Raw genomic sequence first — 19192 nt, forward strand, 5'->3', positions numbered from 1 at the left:
TACTATGATTTAAAAAGAGCCTGTAATTCTTTGGCCTCTTTAGGTTTCATTTTTCCCGACAAGACTAGGCTTAATTGCTTTCTACGTAGTGCTCCATCAAAACGTTCTTTTTCCAATACGGTTTCAGGTTCAATGGCCGGTACTTTTACAGGAGAACCCGTAACATCAACCGCCACAAAAGTATAAATACCCTCGTTTACCTTTGTTTTTTGTCCGCTTTCACGATCTTCAGTCCAAACATCAGCATATACTTCCATTGAAGAATTAAATGCCCTAGAAACCTTGGCTTCAACAATAACCACACTACCTACTGGTACTGCTTTATTAAATGCAACGTGGTTTACGGAAGCCGTAACTACAATTCGCTTTGAATGGCGTTGGGCCGCAATACTACAGGCCCTGTCCATCCTTGCCAATAGTTCGCCGCCAAAAAGGTTGTTAAGGGAATTAGATTCACCAGGTAATACCATATCTGTTAAAATGGTTAACGATTCCTTTGGAGTTTTAGCTTTCATTGTAAAAAAGTTAATTGTTATTTGGTGGGCAAAGATAAAACGGTAACTCTAAATAAAAAGTATAATGGAAAATTATTATTGTTTTTGAGGTAAGAGGTTAGAATAAACTTATTACAAGTCCTGAATTAATAACCAAGCTTCGTCATCAGATTCTGTTTCCCTAATACGGTATAAATTGTTAATAGCATCATTTTTTTCGGAATAGCTTTCGTAAGAAACTTGAGTCAATCCCCATTTGTTTACCCCTAAAATTCTGGCCTTATATCCGTTGGCAGTTAATTTATTGACCAGACGTTGGGCGTTTTCAGGGTAGCGAAATGCTCCTGCTATAACGTGATAAGGTTTTTTATCTAATGTAACTTCTACACTAAGTTTAGGTAACGCTTCGGAAACGATAAAAGTAGCTTTTTCAATTTTGGTTTGAACTTCTTGTTGCTGTTGTTGAGTTGCAATAATTTGCTGCTCTGCATTATATTTCTGATAAATGGAATTGGCAGCAACTCCCAACAAAGAAAGCCCTATCACAAAAATAGCAGCATATTTTAAGAAAGCATTAGATTCTTTTTTTCTTTTAGTATCTAATTGAACTGGTCTTTCTACAATTGCAGGCGTTTCTTTTAATAGCGTTTCTCTTTCCACCTCTGGTAATACAAAGGATGATAAACCAAAAGCTTCTGTTAAATAATTAATTTCAGTTTGTGGTTCAAAAAGTATAGTGTCATTCGTATCTAAAGAAAATTTACCGATAGATTCTAAGGTCAAATCTGTTTGCTTGATAATATCATACCACTGCCCCACTTCAAATTTTATAAAATTCAACGCATGCTCATAAGGCACTTGGTCTAATGCTGCAATATAATTAGCCAATAAACCATCATTATTTTTTAAATGACTATTAAATGTGATAAGCTTATGTGGTGGATAAAAAGTCTTAGAATACGGACTGATAATTGCAGATTTTGTATTGGTTACAAACCCTCCAAACCCAGGAACAATTACACATTCGTAACGATATAATAAATCACTTATGTAATTGCAAAGTCTCAGTTGCGTAAAATTTAGGGGTTATAAGTCTAGTCCAACAAAAGTAAAAAAAACTTTAGTTTAATTGAGCGTTAGTTCGCTTTTTTATTAACAAAGTTTGTATCTTCAAATTTTTTAAAATCAAAGTTTGAAACAAGAAGAATTACTCCATTTATTGGCTTTAATAAACGCAGATGGTATAGGCGATGTAGTGGCAAAAAAACTAATATCGCATTGTGGTAGTGCTATTGCGATTTTTAAAGAAAAAAAGCAAAGTTTAGAAAAAATACAAGGAATAGGCACTTCCATTACCTATGCTTTAAAAGATAAAACTACTTTTGAAAGGGCAGCTAAGGAGATTGAGTTTATAACTAAAAACAATATTGAGTATTCTTACTTTCAGGATGATGATTATCCAAATTTTCTAAAACATTGTTTTGATTCACCCGTGCTCTTTTTTAAAAAAGGAACTATTGATGTCAATAATTTTAAAACCATCAGTATTGTTGGCACTAGACAAATGACCAGTTATGGAAAGTCTGTTTTAGAAGACTTAATTCTAAAGCTAAAAGAATACAATCCTGTTATTATAAGTGGTTTGGCCTATGGTGTAGATGTTCATGCACATAAACTGGCTTTAGATCACAAATTACAAACTGTTGCTGTATTGGCTCATGGTTTGGATAGAATATACCCCGCAGTGCATAAAAAATATGCCGATGAAATGCTTAAAAACGGAGGTTTGATTACTGATTTTTGGTCAGGGTCGAGACCTGATAAAGAAAACTTTGTAAAACGTAACAGAATTGTGGCAGGGCTTTCACAAGCCACTATTGTTATTGAATCTGCTGAAAAAGGTGGCTCGTTAATCACAGCCGATATTGCTAATTCTTACAATAGAGATGTCTTTGCCATACCTGGAAGAATTACAGATGCTTACAGCAGAGGTTGCAATCAATTGATTAAAACTAATAAAGCAGCGGCACTAACTTCTGCTAATGATATTGCCTATATTTTAGGTTGGGAAAAAGATGACGAAAAAAAGAAAACCGTTCAGAAACAATTATTCGTTGAACTTAACGATACGGAAAAACAAGTTTACAGCTATCTGCTAAAAGAAGGGAAACAACAGTTAGATGTGATTGCCTTGCATTGCAATTTACCTATTTTCAAGATTGCTACCTTATTACTAAACCTGGAATTAAAAGGGGTGATAAAGCCTTTACCAGGAAAAATTTTTGAAGCAATATAGTAGCCCAAAAATTAAATTACTCCTTTTTCAATAAAATATTGCACAACAGCTTCTTTCATTAAAACGGATTGTTCACCAGCTTTTAAAAAGGGCAGCTCTTCTTTAACTCTATAATGTGGCCAACCATCATCATCAAAAAAGTCAAATTCATAATAGCCTAAAGGTTCTAATAATCTGCAAATGGCAATGTGCATCAAATTGACTTTTTCGTCTTTTTTAAACTTTCTATAACCTTGTCCCAGTTCCTGAACACCGATTAAATAAATAATGGCATCTAAATCTACCGCTTCGCCATCCGCAAATTGTGCTGCAATTCTAGTCTTTAAAACTTCCCATTTTTCTTTTAATTCTAAATCTCTTGACATTATATTTTTATAATTAAAGACCTACCAAGTTATGGAAACTTTGTAGGTCTTTAAAAATTGATAAATTTTTCAGTTATTCTAAAGCTGAAGTGTCTTTAACGTTCGCCTTTATCCAAACCAAACATTCTTTAAAAGTAGGAAAAATATTTTCCTTTGGTATTAAATCCGGAATAATATCAATCCGCTCCATTAAGTAATAAGGTTGTTCTAAAACATCTACTAGTAAAACATCTTTGCCTTGTTGTTTTAAATCGATAAAAACATCTTCTAAGGCATACAATCCTGATTGATCTAAATATTGCATCCTGTCCATACGCATAACTACCGCTGTCGCAGTATCAGGTATCTGCTTTGCCAGATCCTGAAATTCACTTGTCGTACCGAAAAACAATGGTCCTTTTATATGTTTGATAAAAACTTCTTGTCTTAGTCGTTCTGGCATTTCCATTTCATCATCCCAATATTTTTCCTCAGCCAATGATTTTACATCTGATCGTTTTGCCGATAAATCACCAATTTTTTTCATAAACATCAATGAGGCAATTACCAAACCAATACCTACGGCGTAAACTAAATTCCAAAAAGTTGAAAGGAATAATACAACCAACATAATCAATACCTCCATACTAAACTTTAAAGGTCCAATTTTTACATCTTTCGGAAGGTTTGGAATTGCTCTTAATCCTTTATAATCCATTACTCCAATGCCTACGGTTATTAAAATTCCTGCTAATACAGCAGCTGGAATTTTAGAAGCTACTGGGCCTAGAGCCAATAAGATGATAAATAGCAATACTCCTGCTATCATACCTGAGAGTCTTGTCTTACCTCCTGAATTAATGTTTACAACGGTTCTAATAGTGGCTCCCGCCCCAGGAATACCTCCAAAAATTGATCCAATGCTATTACCAATTCCCTGACCTATAAGTTCCTTATTGGGCTTATGCTTGGTTTTTGTCATATTATCGGCAACAACACTCGTTAACAATGAGTCAATCGCTCCTAATAAAGCCAAAGTTAGTGCGGTAAAGAAATACGGTGTGAGCGTACTTAAACTAAATTCAGTAAAAATTTCCCACTTAGGTATCGGCAATCCACTTGGAATTTGCTCAATTGGCCTATAATCCAAACCAAAGCCAACTGCAACTCCTGATACCACAAGCAATGCCACTAATGCACTTGGAATAGTAGTTGTAATTCGTTTAAAACCATAAATAATTACTATCGTTGCCAATGCCAAAATTAATTCTAACCAGTTTATATTTGACAACGCTCTACCTATTACTTTGAAAGTACCCAATACGCCCGAAGCTTCTTTACCAGCTAATGTTTGTGACTCTTTAAGAATATCCTCTTGTGTAATTAATTTGGCTCTCTTGATAGTTTCTTCAAAATCTTCTAAAACCAAAATACCTTCACCCGCTTCCTCTTTTAGAATATTATCTAATATAATTTCCTCGGCTTGTGGTTTAAATTGTTCCACATAAGTGGCGTCTTCTTTTGGGTAATAACCTACTGCGGGTAAAATTTGGGTTACTAAAATAATTACCCCAATAGCCGTCATAAAGCCTGAAACCACCGGGTATGGTATATATTTTATATACTTACCAAGCCCTAGAATACCAAGCCCTATTTGCATTAGTCCCGCCAATAAAAAAACTGCTAAAATTATTGGTAGTGCTTTATTTACATCTCCATCATAAGCAGCAACTAATCCTGCAATTATTACCATACTTACTGCGGTCATTGGTGCTGTAGGACCAGATATTTGCGTATTGGTACCACCGAAAAGTGCAGCAAAAAAACTGATAAAGATAGCCCCGTATAAACCCGCAGTTGGGCCTAACCCTGAAGATACACCAAATGCTAAAGCTAAAGGTAGAGCCACAATTCCGGCAGTTATACCACCAAACATGTCTCCTCTAAAATTTGAAAATAATTTTTTCATTTGTAATATTTTATTGATTTAGTTAATTGATATACCCCAAAATGGGGCATATCAAAAGTTTGATTAAACTTGATTGAATTCAGAGACTATTCATAAAATGCAACTGCCCCAGAATTAACATCATACATCGCCCCTATTATTTTTATTTCGCCATTTTTTTCCATCTCGGCAAGCACTGGGCTATCTTTTCTGATATTATCCATAGTTAAGTTTACATTTTTCTCGGCCACATTGTTTACAAATTCAATGTTGCTCGAATTTCGTTGTGACGGATCTTTAGGTTCTGTTACAGCATCTACTGCTGGTTTTATTTTAGATAATAATGCAGTTAAATTGCCCATTTTTGCATCATCGCATGCTCCTTTTACAGCTCCACAACTTGTATGGCCTAAGACCACGATAAGTCTTGTTCCTGCCAATTTACAGGCAAACTCCATGCTTCCCAAAATGTCTTCGTTTACAAAATTTCCTGCGACACGAGCACTAAAAATATCTCCAACTCCTTGGTCAAAAATAAGTTCAGCTGAAACTCTTGAGTCTATACAACTCAAAATAGTCGCAAACGGAAATTGTCCACTGCCAGTATCATTAACCTGTTCTAATAAGTTTCTTGTTACTTCCGAATTATTTAGAAACCTTGAATTGCCATCTTTCAAAGCTTGTAAAGATCTTTCAGGAGTCATTGTTGCTTGTGTTTCTTTTGTATGTGCTTTCATTTTTTTATGTTTTAATAGTGTTGATTATTTTAAGAATCTAAATCATATCGCTTCAAATTCTTCAAAATTTGATAATTATTATAGTAAATACCTGTGTTGCCAACAAAACTCTGTCAGCCTAAAAAAGTAAAATTTTAAGAAAACTCTGGAGGTGGTAAATGCAACTTTAAATAATGCTTGGAATAATTTTCATTACAAAGCTTAATTATTTTAACTGAAACTTCCATAAATGAACTGAATGGATTTTCAATGTGAAGTAATTTTATTTCTGTATCTTTTTCAGATTCCTTTTCTTTCTTTTCCTCTTCGTTTAGGCTAAATACCATAGAAACATCAATATCATTATCCGTCATAGAAATAATACTAGGTGCCACTATAAAATTAGCAAATACTAATAATAATATAATTGAAAGTATATTCTTTAGCATTAACATCTTAAATTTAAGGAACGCAAATATAATATTTTTTAAATTAACATCTAAATATGTGTTTTAGCTCATCTTTTTTACTACTGAAAATTGAAATATATATATGAATCTGGAGAATAAAAATGCGTAATGCATTAAAACCATACATTACGCATATACTATTTAAAGATATATAGAATTAATCCATAAATGTCACTTTACCATTGTCCATATCATATACTGCACCAACTATTTTGATTTCTCCATTATCTTCCATTTCTTTTAAAATAGGGCTGTTTGAGCGAATATTATTAATGGTATTCTTAATATTACTTTCACACGCCATATGCACAAACTCTTCGTTTTTCGAATCTCTTTGTCCATCATAAACAACAGATTCTACAGCGGGTCTTATTTTAGATAACATCGGCGTAATATTTCCTAATTTAACATCATCAACTGCTGCTTTTACAGCTCCACAATGCTCATGCCCCATTACCAAAACAAGTTTTGAACCAGAAACCTTGCATGCGAACTCCATACTACCTAAAATATCTTCGTTAACAAAGTTTCCTGCAACACGTGCAACAAAAACATCTCCAATACCCCTATCAAAAACATCTTCTACAGGCACCCTACTATCTACACAAGAAAGGACAATTGCTTTTGGATATTGTGCAGAAGTGCTTTTTCTAATTTGTTCAGAGTGATTCCTTGCTGTAAGGTCATTTCTCATAAAACGCTCATTGCCTTCCTTAAAAGATTGTATTACCATGTCTGGAGTTAAAGCGTCTTGTTGTTCTTTAGTAAGAACCTCTTCCACTACTCCGACAATCTCTTTTTCTTTTTCCTTAGGTTCGATTTCTACTTTTTTTTCTGCTTCCTTACAGGAAATTAATAGTATTGATACAAAAAGAACTAATGATATTTTAATTATATTTTTCATGATAATTATTTTTAAAAGTTTATAAATGTTATTACGTTTAACTGATCTCTACTTCCGTTATTAAAAAACTGATTCATATAGCCTAACTCAAATCGGACATTTTGGTTTAGTTTATAACCTACTCCGCCATAAAGTCTATTTCTGTCAAATACATTGTTTTTTGTATTCAAGAAAATTTCGTTATAAGCTGACAAATAAGCAGTTTTATTTACCATTTCTTTATTGTTTAACGGAATACTTAATGCCAAAAAATACCTGAACCTCATTTTAAAATCATCTCCTGCCCACCTTTGTTCAAAACGATAACGATGCTGAAGGTTGACCAATCCTAAACTTTGACGGGTAATGAATTGCTGGTAAATTCGGTGCTCATCAACTTTTGCCTTTTCATCAGTATCATTAATATAATTCTGACTATGAATAAATCCGTAACCTAATAAAAGGTTATTATTATTCTCAGTTAGGTTATAGCCAATTCCCGTTCGTAACAGTAATTGTTCTAAATCTCCAATGGCATTATAATTACGGTATTGCACTTCGTGGTGCCAATTCCAATTTTTATCTATTTTCTTATTCCCGAAATAAAGCCACCAATTTCCAAGATCGCTGCTTTGCGAAAAGGATAAGGTTGGAATTAAAATCAGCAGTGTACATATAGCATTTTTCATTATTAAATGATTTTAAATTGTGATAAATAAATTACCAACTATGGCAATAAAATATTTGTTTTGATTTTCTTTCTTTAGCTGAAAGAATAAATAAGCCTAGTAGAATACATTAGATAATACTGTAAAAACATTACCAAAAAGGTGTTGCTTATAAAAAATAGCTTGTGAAACGTATTTTAGGCTTTAACTAAACTGTTAGGTGTTCAGGAGGTGGTAATGGTAATTGGATACTAAGGGAATCGTAATTTTTTAAAAAATATTCAGAAATACTTTCCTTTCCCATATCACAATTAATGATTTCTTTGTCAGTATCGTTGGTAATTTCTATTTCTTGAACTTCTAAAGACTCTTTCTTTTCTTCTTCACCCAAGTCAAAAACTTGAGAAATATTAACAGTGTTTTCCACTAAAGAAATAGCGGTTGGTACCACTATAAAATTAGTAAAAACTACTAATAAAATAATTGAAAGAATATTCTTTAGCATAAACGTCCAAAATTTTAGGAAGGCAAATATAATAATTTTTTAATTAATTTCTATACGTGTTTTTTAGCACATTTTTTAAAAGAATACTTAGAATTCAACTATTTTTGTGCAACAAATTAAAACAACTTATGTACGGAACTATCAAACAACATTTACAAAAAGAATTGCAGCAAATAAAAGATGCTGGGCTATATAAAAGCGAACGGATTATTACCTCAGCACAAGATGCAGTAATTAAAATTTCTACGGGAGAAGAGGTTATTAACTTCTGTGCCAATAACTATTTAGGGTTATCTAACCATCCTGAGGTTATCCAAGCGGCTAAAGATACCATGGATACACACGGCTATGGAATGTCTTCGGTACGTTTTATTTGCGGTACTCAAGATATTCATAAAGAACTTGAACAACGTATTGCCAATTTTTATGGTTTTGAAGATACTATTTTATATGCTGCAGCTTTTGATGCCAACGGTGGTGTTTTTGAACCACTATTAACTAAAGAAGATGCTATAATTTCCGATTCTTTGAATCATGCCTCCATTATTGATGGTGTCCGTTTGTGTAAAGCAGCTCGTTATCGTTATGAAAATAACAACATGGAAGAGTTGGAAACTCGATTAAAAGAAGCCAATGAAGCGGGGGCACGATTTAAAATTATTGTAACGGATGGCGTTTTTTCAATGGATGGTATTGTTGCAAGTCTAGATAAAATATGCGATTTGGCAGATAAATATGATGCTATGGTAATGGTAGACGAATGCCATGCTACAGGATTCATCGGGAAAACCGGAAAAGGTACGTTGGAGCTTAAAAATGTACTTGACCGCGTAGATATTGTTACAGGAACACTAGGAAAAGCAATGGGTGGAGCAATGGGTGGATACACAACTGCCAAAAAAGAAATCATTGAAATATTAAGACAACGCTCTAGACCGTATTTATTCTCAAATTCTTTAGCTCCTGCCATTGTCGGTGCTTCGTTAAAAGTATTTGATTTATTAGAAAACGATACTTCTTTACGAGATAAATTGGAATGGAACACCAATTATTTCCGTAAAGGGATGGAAGCTGCAGGTTTTGACCTCGTAGGTGCAGATGCCGCAATTGTTCCAGTAATGTTATACGATGCAAAATTATCGCAAGATATGGCAAATGCTTTATTGGAAGAAGGTATTTACGTCATCGGGTTCTTTTTCCCAGTAGTGCCCAAAGAAAAAGCAAGGATAAGAGTACAACTCTCTGCGGCACATAAACAAGAACATTTAGATAAAGCCATTGCAGCCTTTACCAAGGTTGGTAAACAACTAAATGTAATTTAATTCAATAACTTTGCCTCATGAGCATTATTAGAATTACCAAACATTTCGATTTTGAAACCGCACATGCCCTCTACGGTTACGATGGTAAGTGCAAAAACATTCACGGGCACAGCTATCAATTATTTGTTACGGTTATCGGCACACCAATTAACGATGCAAACCATGTAAAAAACGGAATGGTGATTGATTTTGGGGATCTTAAAAAAATTGTAAAATCCGAAATTGTTGATGTTTTTGACCATGCCACGGTATTAAACGCCAATTCGCCTCATAAAGAATTAGCAGATAAAATCGAAAGTCATTCATCAAGAGTAATTTTAGTGGATTATCAACCCACAAGTGAAAATATGGTTATTGATTTTGCAGATAAAATCAGTAAAAAATTACCCAAATCGGTTCAATTACATTCCTTAAAACTTTACGAAACCAACAATTCTTATGCGGAGTGGTTTGCGACTGACCAATCTTAAAGAAACTTTATAAAACCACTTGGTAAAAAATTTCCTTATTTTTGAATTCAAATAGTCTTGATGAACATCACCATCCCAAAAAACAAAAAAATTTACTTTGCCTCTGACCAGCATTTGGGATTACCCAATCACAAAGAAAGTCTAGAACGTGAAAAGATTTTTATAAAATGGTTAGACAAGGTTAAACAAGACGCCGAAGCAATTTTTTTATTGGGTGATTTATTCGATTTTTGGTTTGAATACAGAAAAGTGGTTCCCAAAGGATTTGTGCGTGTATTGGGCAAATTAGCCGAAATTAGAGATAGTGGAATTTCTATTTACTTCTTTGTTGGCAATCATGATTTATGGATGGACGGTTATTTCGAAAAAGAATTGAATATTCCCGTGTATCACAACCCTAAAGAATATATCATAAATAACAAAACCTTTTTAATTGGTCATGGTGACGGATTGGGCCCTGGAGACAAAGGCTATAAACGTATGAAAAAAGTGTTTACCAATCCCGTTTCTAAATGGTTGTACCGTTGGCTGCACCCTGATATTGGTATGCGTTTGGGCGTGTATCTTTCTACTAAAAATAAAATGATTTCTGGTGATGAAGATGCCAAGTTTTTAGGAGAAGAAAACGAATGGCTGGCACAATATTGCAAACGTAAACTGGAAACCAAACATTACGATTATTTCCTTTTTGGCCACCGCCACTTGCCTATGGAAATTGAGGTAGGTGAAAATAGCAAATACATCAATTTAGGCGACTGGATTAACCATTTTACTTATGGAGTTTTTGATGGGGAGGTGATGACTTTAAATTATTTAGAACCGTAATGGCTAAAACCAAAACAACATTTTTCTGTCAAAATTGCGGTACGCAACACGCCAAATGGGTGGGCAAATGCAATGCTTGTAACGAATGGAATACCATTGTTGAAGAAGTAATTCAAAAAGAAGAAAAAAGGGAGTGGAAACAATCTTCGCCTACAAAGAAAATGGCAAAACCCTTAAAAATCAACGAAATTGCCATTAATGAAGAAGACAGAATTGATACTCAAAACAATGAGCTCAACAGAGTCTTAGGTGGTGGACTGGTAAAAGGTTCAATGACATTATTGGGCGGTGAACCCGGTATCGGTAAATCGACCTTGATTTTACAAGTGGCATTAACAATTGACAAAAAAGTACTGTATGTTTCTGGTGAAGAGAGTCAATCGCAAATTAAAATGCGTGCCGAACGGTTAAAAAGCACCAATACCGATTGTTTAATATTAACCGAGACCAAAACCCAAAACATCTTTAAAAGTATAGAAGAAACCCAACCAGACATAGTAGTTATAGATTCTATACAAACGTTGCACACCGATTCTATAGAAGCCTCGCCGGGGAGTATTTCGCAAATACGCGAAACCACCGCAGAACTTATAAAATTTGCCAAAGAAACGGCAACGCCCGTTCTTTTAATCGGTCATATTACCAAAGAGGGCACTATTGCCGGCCCAAAAATATTAGAGCATATGGTAGATGTAGTCTTACAGTTTGAAGGTGACAGAAACCATACCTATCGAATTTTAAGAGCTCAAAAAAACCGTTTTGGTTCTACCGCCGAACTTGGTATTTACGAAATGCAGGGCTCAGGATTGCGAGAAGTAGAAAACCCTTCCGAAATATTAATTTCAGAAAAGGATGATAGTTTAAGCGGAACAGCTATTGGGGCTACGTTAGAAGGTATGCGGCCTTTAATGATTGAAGTACAAGCCCTAGTTAGTACAGCAGTTTACGGAACTCCTCAGCGTTCCACCACGGGTTATAATACCAAAAGACTGAATATGATTCTGGCCGTACTGGAAAAAAGAGCAGGATTCCGTCTTGGTGCCAAAGATGTATTTTTAAATATTGCCGGCGGTATTTCTGTTGACGATCCTGCAATTGATTTGGCTGTTGTGGCTTCTATTTTATCTTCAAATGAAGACGACGCCATTCCACAGGATTACTGTTTTGCCGCCGAAGTTGGATTGGCAGGTGAAATTAGACCTGTAAATAGAATTGACCAACGTATTTTAGAAGCTGAAAAGCTCGGTTTTCAAAAAATAATGGTCTCAAAATTCAATAAAATTCCTCAAAAAAAATATAACATACAAGTTGTGCTGGTTTCTAAGATTGAGGATGTCTATCAGCAGTTGTTTTAGACACAAATTACACTAATTTTTAAGGGAAATTCTGCTAAATAAATATACTTGGTAGTATTTTTTATGAATTTATAACTCCCTAACGTATTGATTATCAACGTTAATTAAAAAAATTAAGAATGCCAAAAAACAAACTAGTTAGTATTTTCTGGTTCAATACCCCAACCATCGTAATACCCTTTATTAGATAAAGCATACACCTTCAATACTTTAGTTAATTCAGCCATAAAAGTGGGATATAATTTATCTTCACGACTCATTTGTAATTCGTAAGGGTAATCTTTGTCCTTTTTAATATTGAGAGAGTCCACTTTAAATTTAACAGATTTAATATTCTCTAAAAATTTCTCTCTGTTCTTCTCTTTTTTAAAATACAAATAATGATTTACCTTCCTTTTTTGAGTAAGATCTACGCCTTCAAAAAACAATTGATTTAACAAGTCTTGACTCATAAAAAAATCTTCTGAAACATCTTTAGGATATAAAACATCTTTATAATATCCCCATTTTTTATCCCTTTTAATAACTAGGTATTTCTTTGAATTGGGAAAATCCTTTTGGTAAAGCGAATCTATTTTATTTCTTAGGTTTATGGTGTCTTTAGTATAATAAACGTCAAAACCTGTGCATTGATAGGTAAGTATACCTACTAACCTATTCTTTTTAGTTGATTTGATGATAACCTCAGCAACTGCATCAGAAAAATCATAAATTTCTTCAAGTCCATCGGTATTGGGTACCCCGTTTTTAAAGCATTTACTCGTTCTTTTACCTACAAGCACCAAATTTTTATAGTTGGGTTTACCCAACATATACTTGTAATTGACCGTAACAGCCATAATGCCTTTTTCTTTTTCAATTACATAATTGCCCCAATCATCTTGAGCATTAGAAAGGGTAAAACACAGTAAAAATAAAATATGCAGAGTAATTGTCTTATTCATAGAGTAAAGGTCTGTAAAACAATTCAATTATCAAAAATGATGCCTTTTTTAACTGAAAATCCTGCAAAGTTTAAAACTTTGCAGGATTTTCAGTAGTAATATAGTTTTCAGTTTATACGAACCTATTATAATACCCTACAAGGTTCTTATAATCTCTAGCAATACCTTCAGCCTCACGGTCAGTTATTTTACCATCTCTCTTACATTTTCTTACTTCGCCTAAAAATTCTTCAATTTCTTCATAAAAACTATTGTAATATGAGTCTTTTCTTTGCTCTTTTAACAAATCTGCTGTTAAGTCTTTATGCTTTGCATAATTCGCTTCTAATTCATCATATTTCGCAGCTAAAACAGTCATATCAATTTGTTCAGCATAAACAATATCTCTAATTTCTGCAGCCAAGCCTAAATCTGTTTTTGATGCGATTATACTTTCCTTTAAAGGGTGGTCTTTTAATAGTTCTATTTCTGCAGCATCAGCTATCGGTTTTAAAATCTTGTAAGAATTTGATTGACCTTCATAAAAAGCCGTTATGTTTTTTTCAACAATATCTACATATTCTTTCCCCTTTGCCCAATCATCGTCTTTATAATCTTCATTATTAAGGTAGTCTTTAAATTTCTTATAAGCATCATGCGTGTTTTCAAACGCTTCTGATGTTGCTTTAACGCTTTTGGTCAATTCTTCTTTAACTTCTGAAGGTAAATTATCCCCTTTCAATAAAGAAACGCCATCAATTTTTCTATTAGCATCTGGGATTGAACCTATAAAAGCCATACCCATAAACATTCTTGGTTTCTGTTTTTTTGCCACCATTGTACTCATCTTTTCATAATCTTCACTGGCTTTATTAATTTTACCAGTAGCATCGTTCATATAATTAACCATAGCATTATTATAAGCAATAATGTTATTTGCACCATCAGAGTCTAGATCACTTACTGCTTCTAATGCACTACTGGCTTTATCGCCTAATTTCCCACAGCTAACAATCAAAGCTACAGCTATAAACAAAATTTTAAATTTCATAATTCTCTTTTTTGGTTTAGTAGTTTAGAGTAAAATTATATAAAAATAACGTCTTTACTACCTAATAATTGCTCACTTTTTAACATAGTGTTAAAAAAGTTGTAAATTAGGGAATCTTTAGGGGGAAGAAAATGAGTAAAATCACGCTAGCACTTAATCTATTCTTATTATTTACGCTATTTAATTACGCTCAAAGTACAGGAGCGTTAAAGGGTGCTTTATTAGATTACAATACTCAAAAACCGCTTGAGAACGTTATCGTTAAAATTATTGACACCCATATTTCTGAACTTACTAATACCGAAGGAAAGTTTTTAATATTAAATATTCCTCTTGGGGATAACATCGTTGAAATTAGTCTCAAAGGATATGAAACACAGCGATATCCTATTTACGTTTCGGAAAATCAAACCCTTGATTTAGGTATTATTTATCTTTATACCGAAGATGCCACTTTTGATGATTCTGACCAATTGGTTTGGAACGATGATAACCCTTACGAAAACAACCAATCTCAATATTCCAACTCAAAAGATGTGTTTTTAAAGAGGGTTGGTTTTGACTTTAGTCCTACTTTTTTCAGCTTTCGCGGATATGATGCCAGTCAATCAAAAATACTGTTAAATAGTATTGACATTACCAACCAATACAACAACAGACCTTTATGGAATACGTTTAGCGGCTTAAATGATATTGCCCGTAACCGTCAATCTACCATCGGACTTTCGTATTCAAAGCAAAATTTTGGCGGACTTTCTGGGACAACATTTATAAAGGCTATTGCCTCAGAAATGCGTCCAGGATTACGGATTTCCAGTTCATTTTCTAATAAAAATTATGTGGGCAGTACCATGGCTACCTACAATTCAGGTTTGCAAGAAAACGGATTGGCATACAGTATTTCTGCATCAAGACGTTGGGGAAACGAAGGTTTTGTGGATGCCACCTTGTATGATGCTTTCAGTCTTTTTGGGGCAATTTCTTATAAAATTAACGATAAAAATAACATTAATGCTACCGCCATTTATGCACCAAGTCGAAAAGGGCAAACCACTGCCATTACCGAACGTGTTTTTAACGAATTTGGAAGTAGCTACAATCCATATTGGGGATGGCAAGAAGACGAAAAACGGAATTCAAGTATTTCAGAGTTCAAAGCACCGATCTTTATGCTCGGACATCGTTTTACAACTAAAAAATCGACTATCTCGACCAATATTTCTTACCAATCGGTAAATCAAAAAAACAGCCGATTGGACTATACCGATGCTCCAAATCCCTATCCTAATTATTGGAAATACCTGCCCGATATTGCCGAGAACCCACAAATTAGTTGGCTTAATATTTACGAAACCAACTTAAATGCTACCAATATTCCAGACGGCGGTTCTGCCCGATATTTATTGTATAATCTCGTTAAAAACGATAATATTTTTACAGTTAATTCTGTATTAAATCAAATTATAAATGAGAATCAAAACTTTGATTTTGGTATTAGCTTTAAAAATAGTAAATCAGAAAATTTTGCTACACCAAAAGACCTGTTGGGAGCAGTTTTTTTCATTGATGTAAACCCGTTTACGCTCATTGATGGAAAACCATCAAAAAATGATATGTTGGGTAAAGAAAATAAAGGGTTGGGTGATAAAATCAAGTATAATTTTGATTTGAACGCTCGCCAACTTTCAAGTTTTGCCCAAATGCAATTTCAGTATGATAAAACCAATGCATTTATCTCGGTAAATTATACAAACACTGCATTTCAACGCAATGGTAAATTTCTAACCCAATCTTATGAAAATAATTCGCTGGGTAAAAGTGAGAAATTAGCTTTTAATGATTTTGCTATAAAAGCAGGAATGAATTATCAATTGTTACCAAATCATAGCTTTCAATTGAATACGGCTTACATTACAAAAGCCCCTATGATACAAAATTCATTTGTAAACATTCGAGAAAACAATGCAATTGTTCCGAATCTGGTTTCCGAAAAAATTATTTCTGCGGATGCTTCCTACCTTATCAATACCCCAAAACTACAATCGCGTTTAACAGGATATTTTACCGATTTTAGAGATGGCACTAAGGTTAATTCCTTTTTTGCGGAAATAGGCTCGGGTGCCGATTTTTTTCAGGAGGTTATCACCAATATCGATAAAAGGCATATTGGTTTAGAGTTTGGGCTAGAATATGAAATCATCCCAAACCTAACTGGTTCCGCCGTTGTGGCTTTTGGACAACATACCTATACCAAAAATGCCAATGTTGGGGTCAACTTTGACACCGCTGGATTTAGTGAAGACCTAATCAATAATACAGGTTTTATAGACCTTGGCGAAACGTACCTAAAAAATTATAAAGTTGCCAATGGCCCACAACAAGCCTATTCTATTGGGTTGTTTTATAAAAACCCCAAAGATTGGTGGATCAACGCATCATGTAATTATTTTTCAAACGGCTATTTGGATATTTCGGCAATTACCCGAACTGAAAGTTTTTTTAATAATCCCAACGATTATGGACAGCCTTTTAACAATATTGACTTTGATTTGGCAAGAAAGTTATTGCGGCAAGAAAAATTTGATAATTACAGCATTATCAATCTTTCTGCCGGTAAATCTTGGAAATTCAAAACCATAAATCTAAAACTAGTCGGCAGTATTCACAATCTATTTGATGTTAATTATAAATCTGGTGGATATGAACAATCACGCACCGCAAATTATGGTGCTTTGGTTGCCGATACCGAAAACGGTGCAGACCAACGTAATTTTGGTCCAAAATATTGGTACGGTTTCGGGCGGACTTATTTTATAAATCTGGCATTAAGCTTCAAAAAATACAAACGTTATGAAGACAATTAAAACATTTTTATTTTTCATCTTTCTTGCCATAATTTCTTGTGTACAAGATGATGAGTACAGCATTCCGAAAATTAGTGAGTGCAACGAAACAGTTTTACCGCCTACAAAAACCGTTAAAGATATTTACAATTCCACAACCAGCATCGTCACAAAATATACAGAACCCGATGTTATTGAAGCCTACGTAACTTCAAACGATCAATCGGGGAATTTCTTTAAAATATTACATTTACAGACCTTGGACGGAAGTCGCGGATTTAGCATTCCTGTTGATGTAGCTGATTTATATACGATTTTCAATCCCGGAAGGAAAGTTTCTATCAACCTTCAAAACACCTATACGCAATTGCATTTTGAAGGTTTGGAAATCGGCAATTTAATGGTCGATGAGCGTACCAAAGAAGAATTTATCGGTAAAATAACCGCTACCAATTTTAAAAATATTTTGGTAAAAACCTGCGATGCGGTTGATGAGGAAGAACTGGTACAAAAAATTACATTGAACGAAATTACCGATGCCCATCTCAATACGTTAATTGAGCTAAAGGACGTACAATTTGAAGATGCAGCATTGGGCAAAACCCTGTACGATACCAATACCGACAGCGGCGGAGGTACCAATTATCTGATAGAAGATATTTCAGAATCGTCCATTGCCTTTCGGACAAGTGCTTTTGCAGACTTTGGAACTACGGAAGTCCCAAACGGTAACGGTACCATCAGAGGCGTATTGACAAAATTCAGCAATACCTATCAAATTTTGATCAGAAGTATTGAAGATGTTCAATTGAACAACGAAAGAAAACGAATCGGTTTTGCGGAAAATATCAGCGGAACAAAGGTAAATATTGCCGATATCAGGGCCTTATTTTCGGGAAGGGATACCAAAATTACCGATGATGTTTACATCGAGGGCGTCATTACCATGTCCGGTATCGATGAAAACAATATGAGCGACCGTAATGCCTTTATTCAAGATGAATCCGGTGCTATTGCCTTGCGGATGTCTTCGGCAACATCGTTACGTAGAGGTTATCAGGTAAAAATCAACCTAAAAGATGTGGTACTGGGCAGTTTACGCGGATTGTTGCAGGCCAATATTACCCAGTATAAACAGGTGCTTTTTGTAGCAGATAATGTGGCCTTGCCCGAACCAAAACCACTATCCATAGCAGAAATCAATACCGGAGATTATGAGGCTCAACTGGTCAGTATTGATGATGTGCAGTTTGAAACCGAAGATGGTACTTACAAGGGCAATCAGCCCATAACAGATTGTAAAGATTTAATTGATGTACTAACCATTACCAAAGCTTCTTTTGCCGAGGAAAATTATCCTAATGGCAATGGTAAAATAATTGGAATTGCCTCTACCTACACAAATTCAGTATTATTAATACGCGATTTAGACGATACTATGAATATGACCGGAACTAGGTGTGTACCTACTGGCGATATTACTAATAAAGTGTTCATTTCCGAAATAGCAGACCCTGATAATAATACCAAGGCTCGTTTTATAGAACTTTATAATGCCGATACCAAACCAATCGATCTTACCGCATGGACATTGAATAGATATACCAATGCTAATACAACGGTCTCGTCTTCTATTGATCTTACGGGAATTACATTAGAGGTTGGACAAGTATTTGTCATAGCTGTTGATGCCACAGAGTTTGAAGCGGTTTATGGCTTTGCACCTGATATGGATGGTACAAGTACAGGCCCAGCAGGTTCCAATGGTGATGATAATATCACGTTGGTCGATCCGAACGGAACACTTATAGACATCTTTGGCGTTATTGGCGAAGATGGTTCGGGTACCAATCATGAATTTGAAGACGGTAGAGCATTACGTAATGCTTCCGTTATGCAAGGAAATCCTGTTTATACCTTTAGTGAATGGCAAATTTGGAATGATACTGGTAATGGAGGTACAACAAAATTACCTCAAAATGCACCAGATGATTTTACGCCTGGCATTAGGTAATGTAAGACCTCACAGGTTTTGAAAACTTGTGAGGTCTATTACATTTTATAAATGTTAACCACATT

General features: G+C 34.4%; 18 protein-coding genes and 1 pseudogene. 7 read left to right on the forward strand and 12 right to left on the reverse strand.

Features of this window, described 5'->3' with window-relative positions:
• Positions 1–2 precede the first annotated feature (2 nt).
• The 3 genes and pseudogenes from U5A88_RS14290 to U5A88_RS14300 form a co-directional block, all read right to left on the reverse strand.
• A complete protein-coding gene (locus tag U5A88_RS14290) occupies positions 3–515 on the reverse strand; it encodes an acyl-CoA thioesterase (RefSeq protein WP_354207543.1) in 513 nt (170 codons plus the stop codon).
• Between the two features lie 111 nt (positions 516–626).
• Complete coding sequence (locus U5A88_RS14295) at positions 627–1382, reverse strand: SPOR domain-containing protein (RefSeq protein WP_354207545.1); 756 nt, start codon at positions 1380–1382, stop codon at positions 627–629.
• Between the two features lie 18 nt (positions 1383–1400).
• Positions 1401–1562, reverse strand: a pseudogene (locus tag U5A88_RS14300) (HU domain-containing protein); the annotation flags it as partial.
• 124 nt (positions 1563–1686) lie between these two features.
• Between U5A88_RS14300 and dprA the strand changes: the two are divergent.
• A complete protein-coding gene (gene dprA, locus U5A88_RS14305) occupies positions 1687–2790 on the forward strand; it encodes a DNA-processing protein DprA (protein WP_354207547.1) in 1104 nt (367 codons plus the stop codon).
• An 11-nt stretch (positions 2791–2801) separates the two neighbouring features.
• Here the strand turns inward: dprA and U5A88_RS14310 are convergent, their stop codons facing one another.
• From U5A88_RS14310 to U5A88_RS14340, 7 genes are all read right to left on the reverse strand, one after another.
• Positions 2802–3155, reverse strand: a complete 354-nt coding sequence (locus U5A88_RS14310; protein ID WP_354207549.1) for a hypothetical protein — start codon at positions 3153–3155, stop codon at positions 2802–2804.
• Positions 3156–3228: 73 nt separating this feature from the next.
• Entirely contained in the window at positions 3229–5103 is a 1875-nt protein-coding gene (locus U5A88_RS14315) for a SulP family inorganic anion transporter (RefSeq protein ID WP_354207551.1), read from the reverse strand.
• Between the two features lie 86 nt (positions 5104–5189).
• Complete coding sequence (locus U5A88_RS14320) at positions 5190–5819, reverse strand: carbonic anhydrase family protein (RefSeq protein ID WP_354207553.1); 630 nt, start codon at positions 5817–5819, stop codon at positions 5190–5192.
• 134 nt (positions 5820–5953) lie between these two features.
• Positions 5954–6247: a hypothetical protein gene (locus tag U5A88_RS14325; RefSeq protein WP_354207555.1), complete on the reverse strand. Its 294-nt coding sequence runs from the start codon at positions 6245–6247 to the stop codon at positions 5954–5956.
• 178 nt (positions 6248–6425) lie between these two features.
• On the reverse strand, positions 6426–7172 hold the full coding sequence (locus tag U5A88_RS14330; protein ID WP_354207557.1) for a carbonic anhydrase family protein: 747 nt from the start codon (positions 7170–7172) through the stop codon (positions 6426–6428).
• An 11-nt stretch (positions 7173–7183) separates the two neighbouring features.
• Entirely contained in the window at positions 7184–7840 is a 657-nt protein-coding gene (locus U5A88_RS14335) for a DUF2490 domain-containing protein (protein ID WP_354207558.1), read from the reverse strand.
• A gap of 187 nt (positions 7841–8027) precedes the next feature.
• Positions 8028–8324, reverse strand: coding sequence for a hypothetical protein (locus U5A88_RS14340; RefSeq protein ID WP_354207560.1), 297 nt, complete (start codon positions 8322–8324; stop codon positions 8028–8030).
• A 128-nt stretch (positions 8325–8452) separates the two neighbouring features.
• Between U5A88_RS14340 and kbl the strand changes: the two genes are divergently transcribed.
• The 4 genes from kbl to radA are packed head-to-tail and all read left to right on the forward strand — an operon-like array spanning position 8453 to position 12296.
• Positions 8453–9646, forward strand: a complete 1194-nt coding sequence (gene kbl / locus U5A88_RS14345; protein ID WP_354207562.1) for a glycine C-acetyltransferase — start codon at positions 8453–8455, stop codon at positions 9644–9646.
• Positions 9647–9663: 17 nt separating this feature from the next.
• Positions 9664–10116: a 6-pyruvoyl trahydropterin synthase family protein gene (locus U5A88_RS14350; RefSeq protein ID WP_354207564.1), complete on the forward strand. Its 453-nt coding sequence runs from the start codon at positions 9664–9666 to the stop codon at positions 10114–10116.
• Between the two features lie 60 nt (positions 10117–10176).
• Positions 10177–10941: a UDP-2,3-diacylglucosamine diphosphatase gene (locus U5A88_RS14355; protein ID WP_354207566.1), complete on the forward strand. Its 765-nt coding sequence runs from the start codon at positions 10177–10179 to the stop codon at positions 10939–10941.
• On the forward strand, positions 10941–12296 hold the full coding sequence (gene radA, locus U5A88_RS14360) for a DNA repair protein RadA (RefSeq protein WP_354207568.1): 1356 nt from the start codon (positions 10941–10943) through the stop codon (positions 12294–12296). The genes U5A88_RS14355 and radA overlap by 1 nt, the downstream gene beginning before the upstream one ends.
• 134 nt (positions 12297–12430) lie before the next feature.
• On the opposite strand, the gene U5A88_RS14365 is transcribed toward radA, so the two are convergent.
• Both U5A88_RS14365 and U5A88_RS14370 read right to left on the reverse strand, forming a co-directional pair.
• On the reverse strand, positions 12431–13240 hold the full coding sequence (locus U5A88_RS14365) for a DUF695 domain-containing protein (protein WP_354207570.1): 810 nt from the start codon (positions 13238–13240) through the stop codon (positions 12431–12433).
• Between the two features lie 112 nt (positions 13241–13352).
• Complete coding sequence (locus U5A88_RS14370; protein WP_354207572.1) at positions 13353–14270, reverse strand: DUF6845 domain-containing protein; 918 nt, start codon at positions 14268–14270, stop codon at positions 13353–13355.
• A 131-nt stretch (positions 14271–14401) separates the two neighbouring features.
• On the opposite strand from U5A88_RS14370, the gene U5A88_RS14375 reads away from it, so the two are divergent.
• Positions 14402–17134: a TonB-dependent receptor gene (locus U5A88_RS14375; RefSeq protein WP_354207574.1), complete on the forward strand. Its 2733-nt coding sequence runs from the start codon at positions 14402–14404 to the stop codon at positions 17132–17134.
• Positions 17121–19127 carry a DUF5689 domain-containing protein gene (locus U5A88_RS14380; protein WP_354207576.1) on the forward strand — a complete coding sequence of 669 codons (2007 nt, stop codon included), beginning with the start codon at positions 17121–17123 and terminating at the stop codon, positions 19125–19127. The genes U5A88_RS14375 and U5A88_RS14380 overlap by 14 nt, the downstream gene beginning before the upstream one ends.
• The last annotated feature ends 65 nt before the right edge of the window (positions 19128–19192 follow it).

The organism is Aureibaculum sp. 2308TA14-22, assembly GCF_040538665.1.
Classification (GTDB): Bacteria; Bacteroidota; Bacteroidia; order Flavobacteriales; family Flavobacteriaceae; genus Aureibaculum.

Excerpts from the sequence above, each read along its gene's own strand:
- U5A88_RS14320 (WP_354207553.1), bottom strand. The coding sequence starts at position 5,819 with ATGAAAGCACATACAAAAGAAACACAAGCAACAATGACTCCTGAAAGA.
- U5A88_RS14335 (WP_354207558.1), bottom strand. The coding sequence starts at position 7,840 with ATGAAAAATGCTATATGTACACTGCTGATTTTAATTCCAACCTTATCC.
- U5A88_RS14365 (WP_354207570.1), bottom strand. The coding sequence starts at position 13,240 with ATGAATAAGACAATTACTCTGCATATTTTATTTTTACTGTGTTTTACC.
- U5A88_RS14315 (WP_354207551.1), bottom strand. The coding sequence starts at position 5,103 with ATGAAAAAATTATTTTCAAATTTTAGAGGAGACATGTTTGGTGGTATA.
- kbl (WP_354207562.1), top strand. The coding sequence starts at position 8,453 with ATGTACGGAACTATCAAACAACATTTACAAAAAGAATTGCAGCAAATA.
- U5A88_RS14330 (WP_354207557.1), bottom strand. The coding sequence starts at position 7,172 with ATGAAAAATATAATTAAAATATCATTAGTTCTTTTTGTATCAATACTA.
- radA (WP_354207568.1), top strand. The coding sequence starts at position 10,941 with ATGGCTAAAACCAAAACAACATTTTTCTGTCAAAATTGCGGTACGCAA.
- U5A88_RS14350 (WP_354207564.1), top strand. The coding sequence starts at position 9,664 with ATGAGCATTATTAGAATTACCAAACATTTCGATTTTGAAACCGCACAT.
- U5A88_RS14310 (WP_354207549.1), bottom strand. The coding sequence starts at position 3,155 with ATGTCAAGAGATTTAGAATTAAAAGAAAAATGGGAAGTTTTAAAGACT.
- U5A88_RS14375 (WP_354207574.1), top strand. The coding sequence starts at position 14,402 with ATGAGTAAAATCACGCTAGCACTTAATCTATTCTTATTATTTACGCTA.
- U5A88_RS14325 (WP_354207555.1), bottom strand. The coding sequence starts at position 6,247 with ATGCTAAAGAATATACTTTCAATTATATTATTATTAGTATTTGCTAAT.
- U5A88_RS14340 (WP_354207560.1), bottom strand. The coding sequence starts at position 8,324 with ATGCTAAAGAATATTCTTTCAATTATTTTATTAGTAGTTTTTACTAAT.
- U5A88_RS14380 (WP_354207576.1), top strand. The coding sequence starts at position 17,121 with ATGAAGACAATTAAAACATTTTTATTTTTCATCTTTCTTGCCATAATT.
- U5A88_RS14355 (WP_354207566.1), top strand. The coding sequence starts at position 10,177 with ATGAACATCACCATCCCAAAAAACAAAAAAATTTACTTTGCCTCTGAC.
- U5A88_RS14290 (WP_354207543.1), bottom strand. The coding sequence starts at position 515 with ATGAAAGCTAAAACTCCAAAGGAATCGTTAACCATTTTAACAGATATG.
- U5A88_RS14370 (WP_354207572.1), bottom strand. The coding sequence starts at position 14,270 with ATGAAATTTAAAATTTTGTTTATAGCTGTAGCTTTGATTGTTAGCTGT.